General features: G+C 66.3%; 8 protein-coding genes. 6 read left to right on the top strand and 2 right to left on the bottom strand.

The window, feature by feature from the left end:
• Positions 1-213: 213 nt before the first annotated feature.
• The 5 genes from AC6H42_RS30925 (at position 214) to AC6H42_RS30905 (ending at position 10,736) form a co-directional block, all read left to right on the top strand.
• Positions 214-1,542 carry a nucleoside hydrolase-like domain-containing protein gene (locus tag AC6H42_RS30925; protein ID WP_082551572.1) on the top strand — a complete coding sequence of 443 codons (1,329 nt, stop codon included), beginning with the start codon at positions 214-216 and terminating at the stop codon, positions 1,540-1,542.
• A 14-nt stretch (positions 1,543-1,556) separates the two neighbouring features.
• The gene (locus AC6H42_RS30920; RefSeq protein ID WP_082551573.1) at positions 1,557-2,984 is read left to right on the top strand and encodes a DUF1593 domain-containing protein; all 1,428 of its coding nucleotides are present in this window, start codon (positions 1,557-1,559) and stop codon (positions 2,982-2,984) included.
• A gap of 149 nt (positions 2,985-3,133) precedes the next feature.
• Positions 3,134-5,719: a bifunctional aconitate hydratase 2/2-methylisocitrate dehydratase gene (acnB, locus tag AC6H42_RS30915; protein ID WP_057153763.1), complete on the top strand. Its 2,586-nt coding sequence runs from the start codon at positions 3,134-3,136 to the stop codon at positions 5,717-5,719.
• 128 nt (positions 5,720-5,847) lie between these two features.
• A complete protein-coding gene (locus AC6H42_RS30910) occupies positions 5,848-7,575 on the top strand; it encodes a PQQ-dependent sugar dehydrogenase (RefSeq protein ID WP_497549725.1) in 1,728 nt (575 codons plus the stop codon).
• Positions 7,576-7,583: 8 nt separating this feature from the next.
• Positions 7,584-10,736 carry a glycoside hydrolase family 2 protein gene (locus AC6H42_RS30905; protein WP_497549724.1) on the top strand — a complete coding sequence of 1,051 codons (3,153 nt, stop codon included), beginning with the start codon at positions 7,584-7,586 and terminating at the stop codon, positions 10,734-10,736.
• Between the two features lie 24 nt (positions 10,737-10,760).
• Here the strand turns inward: AC6H42_RS30905 and AC6H42_RS30900 are convergent, their stop codons facing one another.
• Together AC6H42_RS30900 and AC6H42_RS30895 are read right to left on the bottom strand one after the other, a co-directional pair.
• The gene (locus tag AC6H42_RS30900) at positions 10,761-11,768 is read right to left on the bottom strand and encodes a FecR family protein (RefSeq protein WP_057153766.1); all 1,008 of its coding nucleotides are present in this window, start codon (positions 11,766-11,768) and stop codon (positions 10,761-10,763) included.
• Positions 11,765-12,340, bottom strand: coding sequence for an RNA polymerase sigma factor (locus AC6H42_RS30895; protein WP_057153767.1), 576 nt, complete (start codon positions 12,338-12,340; stop codon positions 11,765-11,767). Before AC6H42_RS30895 ends, AC6H42_RS30900 begins: the two co-directional genes overlap by 4 nt.
• Before the next feature lie 205 nt (positions 12,341-12,545).
• Between AC6H42_RS30895 and AC6H42_RS30890 the strand changes: the two genes are divergently transcribed.
• On the top strand, positions 12,546-14,987 hold the full coding sequence (locus AC6H42_RS30890; protein ID WP_497549723.1) for a TonB-dependent receptor: 2,442 nt from the start codon (positions 12,546-12,548) through the stop codon (positions 14,985-14,987).
• Positions 14,988-15,052 lie beyond the last annotated feature (65 nt).

The raw sequence follows: 15,052 nt of genomic DNA, 5'->3' as shown, positions 1-15,052 counted from the left end.
GATATGCAGCTCACATAGTCTATAAGCTAATCTTGTATTTTCATTGCGCTAAAGCAATAAACTTGAATTTCAGCCATAAACTGTGGCGAAAACCACACTCGCGGCTGAAACGGTGCTACCAATATATTGGCCTGACCGGTTTGACAATTGGTCTAATAGGTTTGTAGAATGGATGCGCAATCTCCGCCACGCCCGCTACCAGACAGGAAGACCATGAAGCTATCTCCAACCGTATCGGCGCCGCGCCGCGCGCTGCTCAAAGGGGCCGTGTCGGCCGGGCTGGTGGCGGCTGCCGGCAAGCCGCTGGCGCAAGCCGCCGGCACAGCGCGCAGGCGCGTGATCGTATCGACCGACATCGGCGGTACCGACTTCGATGATTTCCAGTCCCTGGTGCACCTGCTTTTGTACAGCGACATGCTGGACCTGGAAGGCATGATCGCCTCGCCATGGGGCGAGGGGCGCAACCGCAAGCAGCATCTTCTGAGCCTGATTTCAGTCTACGAGCAGGACTATCCCAAGCTGCGCACATGGTCGCCGCACTATCCCGCTCCCGAACGGCTGCGCGCCATTTCCAAACAGGGCGGCACGGACCTCGCGGGGCCGCATGGCTGGGGGCAGGCCACCGAAGGCTCCAGCTGGATCATCGAGCGCGCGCGCAGCAGCGATCCGCGCCCGCTCTGGGTACTGCTGTGGGGCGGCTTCGAAGACCTGGCGCAGGCGCTGCATGATGCGCCTGACATCAAGGGCAAACTGCGCGTGTACATGATAGGGGGGCCGAACAAGAAGTGGTCTACCAATGCCTATGACTACATCGCGCGCACCCATCCGGACTTGTGGATTATCGAGAACAATGCGAGCTACCGGGGCTGGTTCACCGGCGGGCAGCAGTCGGGCGATCTTGGCAATGTCTCCTTCGTCCAGCAGCACGTGAAAGGCAAGGGCGCGTTGGGCGACTACTTCACCACCATCGCGCCGCAGATCAAGATGGGCGATACGCCGTCGCTGAGCTATGTATTGGGCGCCAATCCTGAACAGCCGGGCGCAGGCGGCTGGGGGGGACGTTTCGTGCGCGCATGGGACCGGCCGCGCGTCACGTTTACCGCACCGCCCACGGAGGCGGACGTGGTGGAAACCTTCGCCATCGTCGAGCTGGTGTACCGCCCCGCCGGCGCCGAACCAGAGCGGGCGCAAGCCACGCTGGTGGTGGACAATCAGGAATTCAACGGCTACCGCGATGCCGGCGGCGCCTGGCGCTTCCTGTTTTCCCCGAAAGAGGCCAAGGCTTGGCGCTACCGCATCGAGAGTAATCATCCCGGCCTGGCCGGACAGACGGGCGGCTTCACTTCGCGCAACGCCGCACCGGAGCAGGCGCGGCATCCGTCCGCGCGCTATCCCAACTGGTGGACCGACGATCCTGCGCCGGAATTCAGCGTCGGCCCGCACCAGGGCGCACAAACGGTCAGCCGCTGGCGCGCCGGCTTCCTGCGCGACTTCGCCGCGCGCCTGCTGCGCGCGCAAGCGGCCGCCCCCGCCAAGCTGTGAACGGACCCTGACTGATGAAGAAACTTCTGCTTTCCATGCTGCTGGCCGCTGCCACGGCTTATGCGCCCGGCGCCTGCGCGGCCGACAAACCGCGCGTGATGGTGCTCACCGATATCGAGAACGAGCCGGACGACGCCATGTCGCTGGTGCGCTTCCTGGTCTACGCCAATCAGTTCGACATCGAGGGTCTTGCCGCCACCACTTCGGTGCACCAGCGCGGCCGCGTCGCGCCGCAGCGCATCCGCCAGATCGTCACGGCCTACGGCAAGGTGCGCAACAACCTGGAATTGCATGAACCCGGTTTCCCAACTGGCGAGGCGCTGCTGGCGCGGGTGAGCGAAGGCTTGCCCGTGTATGGCATGGAAGGGGTAGGCGAAGGCAGGGATTCGTCGGCCTCCGAGCAGCTGATACGGGCGGTGGACCGCGACGATGCGCGTCCGCTGTGGGTACCCGTCTGGGGCGGGTCCAGCGTGCTGGCGCAAGCGCTGTGGAAGGTGCGCGCCACGCGCTCGCCGGAAGCGCTGGCGCGTTTCGTCGCCCGACTGCGCGTCTACGCCATTTCCGACCAGGACGACAGCGGCCCCTGGCTGCGCGAGAACTTCCCGCGCCTGTTCTATATCGTCAGTCCCGGCATCAACGCCAGCGGGGGCTACCACCACGCCGCATGGTCCGGCATCGCCGGGGACAACTTCCATGGCCGCTTTGCCGGCGGCGATGCGCTGATCGTGTCCAATGAATGGCTGGAGCACAACGTGCGGCGCAAGGGGCCGCTGGGCGCCGAGTATCCGCATTGGGAGTTCATGATGGAGGGCGACACGCCGTCTTTCCTGAACCTGGTCAATAACGGACTGAGCAACCCCGAACGCCCCGACTGGGGCGGCTGGGGCGGCCGCTACGAGCTGTACACGCCGCGCAAGGAGCGCTGGTTCGTCCAGCCGGAAACGCGTCCGATCTGGGCCGACACGCAGGACGAGGTGCTGGGCGCGGACGGCAAGTGGCATACCTCCAACCACGCCACCATCTGGCGCTGGCGCGCCGCCTTCCAGAACGATTTCGCCGCCCGCATGGACTGGACCGTCAAACCGTACGCGGGCGCCAACCATCCGCCGGTGCCCCGCCTGGGCCATGCCGCCCAGCTCACCGCCCGGCGCGGCGCGCGCGTGGACCTGAGCGCCGAGGGCAGCAGCGATCCGGATGGCCACAGCCTGTCGTATGCGTGGTTTGCGTATGCGGAGGCCGGCACCATGGTGGTGTCCAGCGGCCGCTCGGGGCAGCCCGTCGAGATCAGCGGCCATGACCAGCAGAAGGCATGGTTTACCGTGCCGACCACGCGCGTGCTGCCGCCGGGGACGGGCACCCTGCACGTCATCCTGGCCGTGACCGACCACGGCACGCCGCGCCTGACGCGCTATCAGCGGGTGATCGTCAACGTGGTCCCCTGACCGCTGCGTTGGTTGCTGCGCGGACACGAAACGAAGGACTTTCTCTCGTCTTATGTCTTATAGAAGACTTGTTGAGGTACAATAGCGCACACACTCGGCGGCCGCGCTCGCGCGCCCCCTGCTATTAACCCTCACTGAAAGAGTCTTTCATGTTAGCTGCTTACCGCGAACACGTCGCTGAACGTGCTGCCCTCGGCATTCCTGCACTGCCGCTTTCGGCTGCCCAGACCACCAGCCTGGTTGAGCTGCTGATCAATCCGCCGGCTGGCGAAGAAGCCTTCCTGGTCGACCTGATCACCTACCGCGTGCCGGCCGGCGTGGACGATGCCGCCAAGGTCAAGTGCGCCTTCCTGGCAGCCGTTGCCAAAGGCACGGAAACCAGCCCGCTGATTTCGCGCGAACTGGCTACCCGCCTGCTGGGCACCATGCTGGGCGGCTTCAACATCAAGCCGATGATCGACCTGCTGGACGACGCGGTGGTTGGCGCCGTGGCCGCCGAAGGCCTGAAGAAAACCCTGCTGATGTTCGATTACTTCCACGACGTGAAGGAACTGGCGGACAAGGGCAGCGAGCGCGCCAAAGACGTGATCCAGTCCTGGGCCAACGCCGAGTGGTTCACCTCCCGTCCCGAAGTGCCGCAAAGCCTGACCCTGACCGTGTTCAAGGTCTCCGGCGAAACCAACACCGACGACCTGTCGCCGGCGCCGGACGCCACCACCCGTCCCGACATCCCGCTGCACGCGCTGGCCATGCTGAAGAACGCCCGTCCAGGCATCAACCCGGACGAGCCGGGCCAGATCGGCCCGATCAAGCAGATCGAAGCGCTGAAAGCCAAGGGCCACCTGGTTGCCTACGTGGGCGACGTGGTCGGCACCGGCTCTTCCCGCAAGTCCGCCACCAACTCGGTGCTGTGGTTCACCGGCGAAGACATTCCATTCATCCCGAACAAGCGCTTCGGCGGCGTGTGCCTGGGCGCCAAGATCGCGCCGATCTTCTACAACACCATGGAAGACGCCGGCGCGCTGCCGATCGAACTGGACGTGTCGCAGATGGAAATGGGCGACGTGATCGAACTGCGCCCGTTCGAAGGCAAAGCGCTGAAGAACGGCGAAGTGATCGCCGAGTTCAAGGTCAAGTCCGACGTGCTGTTCGACGAAGTGCGCGCCGGCGGCCGCATTCCGCTGATCATCGGCCGCGGCCTGACCTCCAAGGCGCGCGAAGCGCTGGGCCTGGCCCCTTCGACCCTGTTCCGCCTGCCGCAGAACCCGGCCGACACCGGCCGTGGCTACACCCTGGCGCAGAAGATGGTTGGCCGCGCCTGCGGCATGCCTGAAGGCAAGGGCATCCGCCCAGGCACCTACTGCGAACCGAAGATGACCACCGTCGGCTCCCAGGACACCACCGGCCCGATGACCCGCGACGAGCTGAAAGACCTGGCTTGCCTGGGCTTCTCGGCCGACCTGGTGATGCAGTCGTTCTGCCACACCGCCGCCTACCCGAAAGTGGTGGACGTCAAGACCCACCGCGAACTGCCGGCTTTCATCGAAAACCGTGGCGGCGTAGCGCTGCGCCCGGGCGACGGCGTGATCCACTCGTGGCTGAACCGCCTGCTGCTGCCGGACACCGTCGGCACCGGCGGCGACTCGCACACCCGCTTCCCGATCGGCATCTCGTTCCCTGCGGGTTCGGGCCTGGTGGCCTTCGCCGCCGCCACCGGCGTGATGCCGCTGGATATGCCTGAATCGGTGCTGGTGCGCTTCAAGGGCGAAATGCAGCCTGGCGTGACCCTGCGCGACCTGGTCAACGCGATCCCGCTGTACGCCATCCAGCAAGGCATGCTGACCGTGGACAAGAAAGGCAAGAAGAACATCTTCTCCGGCCGCATCCTGGAAATCGAAGGCCTGCCGAAGCTGAAGGTCGAGCAAGCGTTCGAACTGTCCGACGCCTCGGCCGAGCGTTCCGCCGCCGGCTGCACCGTGCACCTGGATAAGGAGCCGATCATCGAGTACATGAACTCGAACATCACCCTGATGAAGTGGATGATCGCCACCGGCTACCTGGACAAGCGCACGCTGGAACGCCGCATCCAGGCCATGGAAGCGTGGCTGGCCAAGCCCGAGCTGCTGTCGCCGGACGCGGACGCCGAGTACGCCGCCGTCATCGAAATCGACCTGGCCGACATCCACGAGCCTATCGTGGCATGCCCGAACGACCCGGACGACGTGAAGACCCTGGCGGACGTGGCCGGCGCCAAGATCGACGACGTGTTCGTCGGCTCCTGCATGACCAACATCGGCCACTTCCGCGCCGCCTCCAAGGTACTGGAAGGCAAGTCCGATATTCCAGTCCGCCTGTGGATCGCGCCGCCGACCAAAATGGACGCGCAAGTGCTGACCTCGGAAGGCCACTACGGCACCCTGGGCCGTACCGGCGCGCGCATGGAAATGCCGGGCTGCTCGCTGTGCATGGGCAACCAGGCGCAGATCCGCAAGGGCGCCACCGTGATGTCGACCTCGACCCGCAACTTCCCGAACCGCCTGGGCATCGACACCAACGTCTACCTCGGTTCGGCCGAGCTGGCAGCGGTGTGCTCGGCGCTGGGCCGCATCCCGACCAAGGCGGAATACATGTCGCAGATCGGCGTCATTGCGGACAACGCGGACCAGATCTACCGTTACATGAACTTCGACCAGATCGCGGAATTCCGCGACGTGGCCGATGCTGTGAAAGCCTGAGTCTCCCCTGACTGAGTGAAAAGTCGCCGCTAGCCGGCGATTTTTCATTTGCGCAAACAATCATTTTTGTGAGCCGGATTGCGGCGCCTTTGAAGGGATAATTCCCTATCTACCTAAGCGCGCACAATATGGCCAACTACCGCTCACGCCTGCTGGTTTCGCTCTCCGCCGCAGTTGCCGTTGCCGTCGCTGCAACCCCGCTTGCCGCCATCGCCACGCCACCCGACGGCGCCCGCCTGTTCGCTTCCAACTGCGCCATGTGCCATAGCGCGACGCCGGACCTGCAGCCGCTTGCCGGGCCGGGCTTGTTCAACGTGCTGGGGCGGCGTATCGCCGGCGCGCCCGGCTATGCCTATTCCCAAGCCCTGGCCGCAGCGGGCAGTAGCGGCCGCGCGTGGAGCGACAGCGAACTTGACCGGTATATACTCGATCCGGCCGCCCATACGCCCGGCACCACGATGCCCATGAGCGTGCCGGACCAGGCCGATCGCGCGGCGCTGATCGGCTACCTGAAAACGCTTGCGGGCAAGCAGGCGCCGCCTGCCAGGGCCTTGGCTGCACCAGTATCGGCAGCGAAGGGCGGCGGCGACTGGAGCGCGGACCAGCCGGGACGCATCCACCAGGTGCGCGCCGACCAGCTGGCGGCGCCGTTCGCCACGCCCAGCGCGGGCAACAATCCGCAGACGGTGCAACGCCCGAAAGACACGCTGCCCGCCGTTCCGCCCGGCTTCAAAGTGAACCTGTGGGCCACCGATCCGGACAAGGGCCGCCTGCTCGTCAAGGCCCCCAACGGCGACCTGTTCATGTCCTCCATGCCGAAGCGCCTGATGAAGGTGTTCCGCTCCTCCACCGGCGAGCAGGCCGACACGGTCAGCGTGTTCGCGTCTGGCCTGAACCGCCCGTTCGGCTTTGCGTTCTGGCCCGTGGGGCCGAACCCGCAATACCTGTACGTCGCCTACGTCAATTCCATCGTGCGCTTCCCGTACAAGAACGGCGACCTGGTGGCCAGCGCCGCGCCGGAAGTGGTGGTGCCGTCGCTGGTGGCCGCGCCGGGATCGCACACCACCCGCACGCTCGCCTTCTCGGCCGACAGCAAGACCATGTATGTGTCGATCGGCTCGGCCTCGAATATCGGCGAACGGATAGAGCGACGTGCGCCCGAACCGCTGCCGGACTGGGAGGCGAAGCACGGACTGGGCGGCGCCTGGGGCGACGAGACCGACCGTGGCGTGGTCCTGGCCTTCGACCCGGACGGCGGCAACCGCCGCACCCACGCCACCGGCTTGCGCAACTGCGTGGGCATGTACCGGCACCCGGCAACCGGCGACCTGTTTTGCAGCGTGAATGAGCGGGACCTGCTGGGCGACAACCTGCCGCCCGACTACCTGACGCGCGTGCCGCGCGGCGCCTTCTTCGGCTGGCCGTGGTACTACATCGGCGCCAACGAAGAGCCTCGCCTGCAAGGCATCCGCCCGGACCTGAAGGACAAGGTCAGCAAGCCGGATCTTCTGGTGACGGCGCATTCCGCGCCGTTGGGCATGGTGGCGTACGAAGCCGGCGCCGGCGCGCGCAGCCGCTTCCCGGCCGACTACAACGGCGACATGTTCCTGGCGCTGCACGGCTCCTGGAACCGCGCCACGCGCACCGGCTCGAAAGTGGTGCGCGTGTTCATGAAGCACGGCGTGCCAACCGGTTCCTACCAGGACTTCGCCACTGGCTTCGTGGTCAGCGACCGCGAAGTGTGGGGCCGGCCGTCCTCGGTGGCGGTGCAGGACGACGGTTCTCTGCTGATCGTCGACGATGTCACCGGCGAAATCTGGCGCGTGGCGCCGGCCAACACAAATCCTGCGCAATAAAGGCACCCATGTCCCGCCTCCCGTCCCGCCCCATGGTCCGCACCACGCTACGCCAGGCCGTCGGTGTCGCAGCCGCCTTGCTCGGGCTAGGCGCAGCGGATGCCGCCAACGTCCAAGCCGCCAAAGAGGCCGCGTATTCGCTCACGCTGAACGGCGACTGGTCGTTCAAGTACATCGCGGGGCGGGATGCTGGCGCCGATGCCGAATTCAGCTCCGCGAGCTTCGATGCATCCCGCTGGAACACCATCCCGGTGCCAGCCAACTGGGAACTGAAAGGCTTTGCCGAGCCTATCTATGCGGACGAACTGAAGGAGGGCCAGGGCCTGTACCGGCGCACATTCCGCGTACCGGTGAGCTGGCAGGGCCGCCGCACCTTGCTGCGCTTCGAGGGCGTGGCATTCGGCTACGAACTGTGGATCAACGGCAGGAAGGCCGGCGCATCGAGCGCCAGTGCGTTCAACCGGCACACCTTCGACGTCACCGAATTTCTGCTGCCGGGCGAAGCCGCCAACACGCTGGCGGTACGCGTGACAACCAGGCCGCCGGGATACGAATTCGACCTGAACGACGACTGGTCCCTGTCCGGCATTTACCGCGACGTGACGCTGTTCTCCGTACCCGCCGCGCATATCGCGGAGCTGGCGACCAGCACCAGGCTGCTGCCGGACGGCGCGGCCGAATTCTCGCTGGATGTGGAGCTGAGCAAGGATGAAGGCGAGCTGCGCGCCACGCTGATCGCGCCCGACGGGACAAGCGCCGCGACTGCGCGCCTGGTGACGCCGGCGGGCAAGGATGGCGCGCGCCGCCGCGCCGTGCTGCGCGTGGCCAAACCCAGGCTGTGGACGGCGGAGACGCCCGCGCTGTACCGCCTGCAGCTCGCGCTTGCGGACAAGGGGAAGACCGTGCATGCGGTGGATGAGCGGGTGGGGCTTCGCGAGGTCCGCATCGATGGCAAGGTGCTGCTGCTGAACGGGCGCCCGATCAAGCTGCGCGGTGTAAACCACCATGACCTCGATCCGCTGCATGGCCGCGCCATCACCGAGGCGCAGATGCGCGCCGACCTGGCGCTGATGAAAAAGGCTAACGTCAATTTCGTCCGCACCTCGCACTATCCACCCAACGTCCGCCTGCTGGAGCTGGCCGACGAAATGGGCTTTTACGTGATGGATGAAGTCTCGATCGGCCACGGCGAGAAAAACCTCGTGAAGCCCGAGTGCCGGGACAACATCCTGGCGCGGGTGGAACCGACCATCGCGCGCGACAAGAACCATGCGTCGGTCCTGATCTGGAGCATCGGCAACGAGAACCCGGTCACGGAGGTGGAGCTGGAAGCAGGGCGGCTGGCGAAGCAGCTCGATCCGTCCCGGCCGATCACCTACCCGAAGATCGGCAGCTACTTCGCTGCGAACTACCAGAAAATTCCGGACTGGGTGGATATTCACGCGCCGCACTACCCAAGCAATGCGCGCCTGGTGGACTACGCAGCCACACTCGCGCGGCCGGCCATCATTACTGAATATGCGCACGCGCTGGGCTTGGCTACAGACCGCTTGCAGGAGCAGTGGGAAACCATACAGAACAGCCCGGTACTGGCCGGCGGCGCGATATGGCACTTCATGGACCAGGGCATCCTGAGCACCAGCGCCGCACCGGTCGATCCGGCAAGGCCGACGCAGTACGCGTGGCTGGACCCGACACGCTACTACAACACGCATGGGCTGGACGGCACGGACGGCGTGGTCTACGCGGACCGCACGCCGCAGACCGACTACTGGCAGATGCGCAAGGTGTATGCGCCGGTGCGGTTTCCCGAGCAGCGCGCGCAGGTGAAGCCAGGACGGCAGCAGGTAAGCGTTACGGTGGAAAGCCGCTATGATTTCCGGCCACTGCGCGGCGTGGGCCTGCACTGGTCCTTGCAGCGCAACGGCAAGGAAATCGGCCGTGGCATGGCGGGCTTGACGGCTGCGGCGCGCAGCAGCGAGGTTGTGCGCATTCCGCTGGATATCCCGGCCGGGGCGCAGGGCGACGTGCTCGCGCTGCAGCTGCGGGCGGTCGATGAAAGCGGCATGCAGGTGAATGAACGCACTGTGCAGCTCGATCTGCACGGCGCCGCCGGCACCCATATCGGCATGCAGCCGCGCGCCGGTTGGCCCGCTGGATTGCCGGCGCAGGGCGAACCCGCCGTCAGCGAGAGCGAAGATGGCATACAGGTCACCTTGCCGCAGTGGGTGCTGACGGTGCAGCGCTCCTCGGGAGCGCTGACGATCCGCGACCACGAAGGCAAGGTGCTGGTGGACGGGATTTATCCGCATTCCGGACGCAAGCCGCTGATGGCGGAGGCCTTGCGTGCCAAGCTGTCGGGGCTCTGGCTGAAGTCCACCCTTACGCGGCTGGAAAACGCGGTGATCAAGGTGCAAAAGCGCGACGGCAAGGTGCTGCTGGCCGTATCGGGCGAATATCCGCTGCCGCCGGATGGCAAGGACGCTCCGGCTGCGGCGCGTTCGCCGTCGCAGCCGTTTGACGATTTGGTGCCGGATGCTCCGGGCGCCGCGCAAGCGGCCGCCGCGCCTGCCCATGCACGCGGCGCAGTCCGCGACACGCTGCGCGGCGGCTACCAGCTCGACATCGCGGCCAACGGCGCCATCACGGTCTCGTACGCATTTAGGCCTGCCGCTGCTTCAGGTTTGCTGTCGGAAGCCGGCCTGTCCGTGGTGGCGCCGGCGGGTGTGGAAGAGTTCCGCTGGATCGGGCAGGGGCCGTACGCCGGCTATCCCGGCAAGGACATGCTCAACGAGTTTGGGCAGTATCACCTGAACCGCGCCGACCTGCGCTTCCAGGGCAACCGGCGCGGCACCGAGCTGGCGCTGCTGAGCGAAACCCGGGGCGCCGGCTTTGCGGTGGCCATGCAGCCCGGCGACGTCGCCGTGGAGCGCGACGGCGAACGCACGCTGCTGAGCCACAACGCCTTGGTCGGCGGCCTTGGCAACAAGGGCACCGCGCCGGAGGTGACCTACCTGGCGGAGAACAGCCCCCAGATCGCCGGCTCCTTCACGCTGGTGCCGCTGGGGACGCGCTGGCCGGCGGCGCTGGTCCGCTGGTTCGGAGCACCGGCGCCTGCAAAGGCGGTGTTCAAGCCGTTTTTCCACAGTTACGATCAATAGCTTTGCCGGGCAGGGCGTGCCGCGTCAGGACGCAGGGCTGGAGACCCGAATGCGGTCGCCGTCCGTTTGCACGTTCAGGCCGAAGCCCACGTGCAGCAGGCGCGCGAAGGCTTCCACATTGTGCGCATCGAACACGCCGCCGATGGCGATGCGCGCGGCAGCGTCGTCCTCGATCACCAGCTGCCGGCGGCCGTAGCGGTTGAACTGGCGCGCCGCGTCGGCCAGGCTCACCTGGTCAAACACCAGTTTGCCCTGCAGCCAGCTCAAGCTGGCGCTCAACTGCTGGCTGGACTTCCTGGTCACCAGCACATTGGCGACGTCGGCCACGGCGGCGTCGTCGCGCGCCAGCACGGTGGCGCTGGCGCGCGCGGTCTTCACCTGCACGCGTCCTTCCAGTACCGCCACGCGCAGCCGGTCGCCTTCGCGGAACAGTGAAAATTTGGTGCCCAGCACCGTCACGGTCTGCTTGCCGGCATGGACCACGAACGGCCGTTTCGCGTCATGGGCGATGTCGAAGAACGCTTCGCCCTGGTCCAGCCACACTTCGCGCGCCTTGGGCGTGACGGCGGTGCGCAATTTTGTGGCGGTGTTCAACGTCAGGTGCGAGCCGTCGGCCAGGGCCACCGATTCGCGCTGGCCGCGCGCGGTGGCATAGCGCTGCGTATCGGACTGTCCAAAACCGCCCAGCCCGCCAAGGCCGCCAAGGTCGGTCACCAGCACCAGGGCCAGCACAGCCAGGCTCAGGCCGGCGGCCGCGCGGTATACCGGCGGCCGCGCCAGCCATGCCAGGCGCGCGCGCCTGGGCGGCTCTGCGCCAAGGGCAGGGGATGGTGTTTGCAGCGCGCGCAGGCGGTCGGCACGGCGCCAGGCGTGGTCCAGGCGCAGGTAGGCAACCCGGTTGGCGGTGGATGCGTTCAGCCATTCGTCCAGTGCCTGCTGGCGTTCGGACGGCAAGCCCGCGTCGTTGCCGTCACGTTCCGCGATCCAGTCGGCCGCCCGTGCTTCAATTTCATTCAGTGCTTCAGATTTCATTGTATGGTTCCTTTCTTGCGCGCCGCCGCAATGCGCGCAGCGGCGGCGCTGCCACCCAGCGCGGCCGCCTGCAGCGCCACAGCCAGGGCGCGCACGCCCTTGGACACCTGGCGTTCCACCGTGTCCTCTGTGATGCCCATGCGCGAGGCTACCTCGCGCTGCGACAAGCCTTCTATCTTGCGCAGTTCGACCACTTCGCGGCAACGGGCCGGCAGCAGGTTCAGGGCAAGCTGCAGCAGCCGCAGTTCGCTGCGCGCGGCCAGGTGCCGTTCGGGACTCAGCTCATCGATGGTCGGCGCCAGCGTATCCATATCGGCGAAGGCTTCGATGGAAACGATTTGCGCGCGGCGTGCACGGTCGATCAGCAGATTGCGGGCTGTCGACAACACGAATGCCTGGGCCGATTCGGGCCGGCGCTGCGCGCAGCCGTCGTAGACGCGCGCGTACACTTCCTGCCGCAAATCGGCGATCTCGCCCGCATCGCGCCAGTTGCGGCGCAAATAGCGTTCGAGCACGCCTTCCAGCGGCAGGACCTGTTCGACAAACCAGGCGCTTAATTCATCATCTTTCAATCCGACCCCTCGCAAGTTTGCGGTTCAGCCATCATCCTCGTTGCCCTCATCGTCCTATATAGTAAGACGAGGCAGCGAAAAAAATCCGGTATCCCGCAACGAAATATATTTTTGAGCGAAATGCATACCGGATTGCGGCGCGGGGTTCGTCTTAGTTTGGTGGAGACACCCTAAAAAAGAGAAAACAATGAAACCGAAAACAACGATGAAGCTCCTGGTCCGGCTGGCCGTCGCTGGCGCAGTGGTATTGTGCGCCGGCGTGCAGGCCCAGGAACGCAATTTCGATATCGCCGGCGGCGAGTTGAAGGCTGCACTGGATGCGTATGCGGCGCAGTCGGGCACGCAGCTGATCTACAAGATTGAGGACGTCAAGGGCCGCAGCACCAAAGGCATCAAGCGGGCGTTGTCGTCCGAAGAAGCGTTGCGGCAGCTGCTCGATGGCACTTCGCTGTCGGTGCGGCGCGACGTATCGGGCGCCCTGGTGATATTTGTCGATGCGCCGCCGCCGCCCAGGCCGGAAAAACGCGCGCAGACCGAGCCGCCCGCCATGGACACGGTGGTCGTCAGCGCCACCCGGCGCCGCGAACCGGCGCGCGAAGTGCCGATGCAGGTCAGCCGGCTGTCGACCGAGAAGCTGAGCCGCTCCGGCGCCAAGTCCTTGCAGGACTACCTGGGCAACGAGGCTGGCGTCGATGTCAAAAGCACCGGCGGGCCCGGCATCGGAACCCTGGCCATCCGGGGCGTGAGCACCGGAACCCAGACCATAGCGACGGTCGGCGTGTACATCGACGACGTGGCGTTCGGCTCCAGCACCGCTGTCGCCAATGGCGCGCAAATGGCGCTGGACATGGCCTTGCTGGACCTGAGCCACATTGAACTGCTGCGCGGTCCGCAGGGCACGCTCTACGGCGCCAGCGCGATGGGCGGCCTGCTCAAGTACGTGACCAACGACCCGGATACCTTCGAGTTTTCCGGCAAAGCCGCGTTGAGCGTTTCCGGCACGCGGGGCGGGGGCGTCAACCACACACTGAGCGCGGTGGTCAACGTGCCGCTGAAAGAGGACGTCGCGGGCCTGCGCATGTCGGCCTTCACCGACCACGCGGGCGGCAGCATCGACAGCGTAGGTTCGCCCAGCCGGCAGAACATCGACCGTGGCAACACGCGCGGCGCCCGGCTCGCCCTGCTGCTTACGCCCACCAGCCGGCTCAGGGTGCGGCTGACCGGAACCGCCCAGAACATCAGCCGTGAAGGTTACGAGTTTGTCGACTACAGCGCCGCCACCGGCCGCCCCATCGAGGGCGAGACCATCCGGCGCCTGTATGCCGCCGAACCCTATAGCGTGAAGATTGGCCTGCTGGCGGCCGATATCGAATACGACTTCGGCTGGGCGCGGCTCAATTCCATCACCTCGCGCCAGCGCGTGCGCTCCAGCGCTGCCACCGACGCCAGCGCTGGCTATATTCCGCTGCTGGCCGATTTCGGCATGGACCTGGGCAGCACCCCCGCGCTGGTCAGGGTGGCGCTGGACAAGTCTACGCAAGAGCTGCGCCTGACGTCCAGGCCCGACAAGCAGCTCGAATGGCTGGCCGGCTTCTATTACAACCAGGAGAAAAGCAACAACCGGCAGCGCGTGACCAGTACCCTGGCCAGCGGGGCGCCGGGATCCGATCTGCTGACGGCGGAAGTGCCCGCCAGCTATCGGGAAGCGGCGCTGTATGGCGATCTGACCTGGAAATTCGCCAAGAACCTGTCCGTGACGGGCGGCCTGAGGGTGGCGCGCAACGAGCAGCAATATGTGCAGCGCTCCGACGGGCTGCTCGCCGGCGGTGCGCAAGTCATCGACGCCCGTTCCGCCGACACCAGCCGCACCTGGCTGCTGACCGCGCGCTACGGCCTGACGCCAGCCAGCTCGGTCTATGTGCGCGCCGCCACCGGCTACCGGCCCGGCGGACCGAACTCGGTGCTGAGGGATCCGCACACCGGTGCACTGAACGGCCTGCCGGCGTTCCAGCCGGACACCTTGACCAGCCATGAGCTTGGCTACAAGGCCGATTTGCTCGGCAAGCGCCTTTCAGTCGAGGCGGCGCTGTTCAAGCTGGACTGGAGGAATCTGCAGCAGTACCGGCCGATCAACGGCGTGTCGGCAATCGTCAATGCCGGCGCGGCGCGCGTGCGTGGCGCCGAACTAATGCTGGGCTACCGGCCGGATGCCCATTGGACCCTGGCCGGCAACGCCGCCTACCTGGACGCCGTGCTGACCGACGATGCGCCCGGCCTGGGCGCGCTGGCCGGCGCGCGCATGCCGGCCAGCGCCCGCCTGTCGGCCAGCCTGAGCGCCAATTACGCCTTTGAGCTGGCCGGTTTCGCCAGCTACGCCGGGGTGGCGCAACGCTACGTCGGCGCGCGCAACGGCGGCTTTCCGGGCAGCGTAGCGATGCCGCTGTATCGGCTGCCGGCCTATGCGCTGACCGATCTGCAAGCCGGGATCGATTTTAAACGCTACAGCATCGCCCTGTTTGCGCGCAACCTGTTCGACAAGCGTGCCCAGTTGGGAGCGGACAGTACAGTGCAGGCACTGGGCGGCCCGGTCTGGGTGTCATTGGCCAAGGCGCGCACGCTGGGCGCCACGGTGACAGTGCCGTTCTAAGCCACCCGCGCGGCTAGCCGGCGCAGTTGCCGGCACATCCGCACGCTGCCGGCGGCGTTCCGCCG

The sequence above is a fragment of the Massilia sp. NBRC 108631 genome (genome assembly GCF_059704565.1).
Note: the sequence above shows the minus strand (reverse complement) of the source record. Positions and strands in the feature narration are given on the sequence as shown.